This is a genomic window from Streptomyces noursei (assembly GCF_001646665.1).
In the GTDB taxonomy this organism is placed as follows: Bacteria; Actinomycetota; Actinomycetes; order Streptomycetales; family Streptomycetaceae; genus Streptomyces; species Streptomyces lavendulocolor.
The window spans coordinates 86011-87374 of record NZ_LWBU01000270.1 but is presented as its reverse complement, the minus strand read 5'-3'; the positions used below and the strand labels follow the sequence as shown (position 1 = coordinate 87374).

2 protein-coding genes are annotated in these 1364 nt (G+C 76.7%); both read right to left on the bottom strand.

The features are described 5' to 3' along the window. Positions 1-38: 38 nt before the first annotated feature. Complete coding sequence (locus tag A4V12_RS18615) at positions 39-596, bottom strand: hypothetical protein (protein WP_064070479.1); 558 nt, start codon at positions 594-596, stop codon at positions 39-41. 113 nt (positions 597-709) lie between these two features. Continuing rightward, the coding region (locus tag A4V12_RS18610; RefSeq protein WP_234372236.1) for a hypothetical protein at positions 710-1364 on the bottom strand (655 nt) is incomplete at its 5' end.

The following is a 1364-nucleotide window of genomic DNA, read 5'->3' as shown; positions in this document are numbered from 1 at the left end:
GGTGGGGCGCGGGCCCGCCGGTGCGGGGCCGGGCCGGCTCAGCCGAAGTCGTCGTCGCTCCAGGCGTCCTGCTGGTCGTGCCAGCCCGCGTCCCAGTCGTCCCCGGAACCGCCCTCACCGCCCGTGCCGGTGCCGTCCGCGCCGCCACCGCCCGCGTCACCCCCGGAGGAGGACGACGTCTGGCTCTGCGCCTGCTGGCGCAGGGCCTCCTCCTCTTCCGGGCTCAGGCTCGCCGGAGGCAGCTGCGACGCGGTGATCGCCAGGCCCGCCACGCCCAGGCCCGTCAGCATCGCGCCCATCCGCCCGCCGAACGAGGTCCGGTTGACCATGACCCGCTCGCCGCCGGCCCACAGCGTGCGGCCGTAGCCGATGTCCCGCGCGTAGGTGACCGAGCCGTCGGCGAGGGTGCGCTTGACGATGCGGTCACCGAGGAGTTCGTCGGTGCCGGAGACGTTCCGGTTGTCGTGCCACCGCACCAGGCGGGGCTGCGACGGATCGCGGCGGCGCCACTCCTCGCGGCCGTCCTCGTAGCGCCGGTGGACACTGCCGTCGGCGAGCAGCTCGTCGCTGTAGCCGATCTCTTCGGGCCGGATCATCGTGGGGCTTCCTCGGGTCTGCGGTCGGTGGTCGGTCGCGACGGCGGTCACGGCCGCGGTGGTCGGTGACGGGTGAGGACGCGGGGGGTGTCGGGCGGAGGACGCGGGGGGTGTCAGGCGGAGGGCCACGTCAGGAACCCGGTGTCACGCAGTCCCCGCAGATCGCTCCGGAGGGAGGCGCGGGGCGGCCGGGAGCCGCGCGTCACGCGCAGCACCGTACGCACCAGCCGGGCCGGCGGCACCGCGGCCACCTCCGCGAACCGGCCCCGCGCCAGCCACCGGGCCTCCGCGGGCAGCAACCCGGGCGGCAGCCCGGTGCCGAGGACGGGACCGGGTACCGGGCCGCGCCCGGACGGCAGGCGCAGGGCGGCGACGTGACGCGGCACGAGCCCCATCGACGAGACACGTACGCCGGGGACGGGCCCCAGCGCGGCCCGGATCCGCGCGGGGAGCACCAGACCCGAGGGACTCGCGTCGTGCAGGACGTGCACCGTCGCGCCCCCGGCCCGCTCCAGAGCGGCCGTCAGCCGGGGGGCGAGCGGCAGTGCGTCCACCGCGGTGAGGACCGGGCACGCCGCCTCCAGGTGGACGTGGTTGGCGAGCAGCATGCGGGCGATCGAGGGGTCCTGGCAGACCAGCAGGCGGGGCAGACCATAGGCGTACACGTCCGGCTCGCTCGTGCCGTGCCCATCCCCGTCCCCCTTCCCGTCCCCGTCGTGCACCGGGTACACGCCGCCGGTACCGGGCGGCACCGGCGGGAGCAGGCCC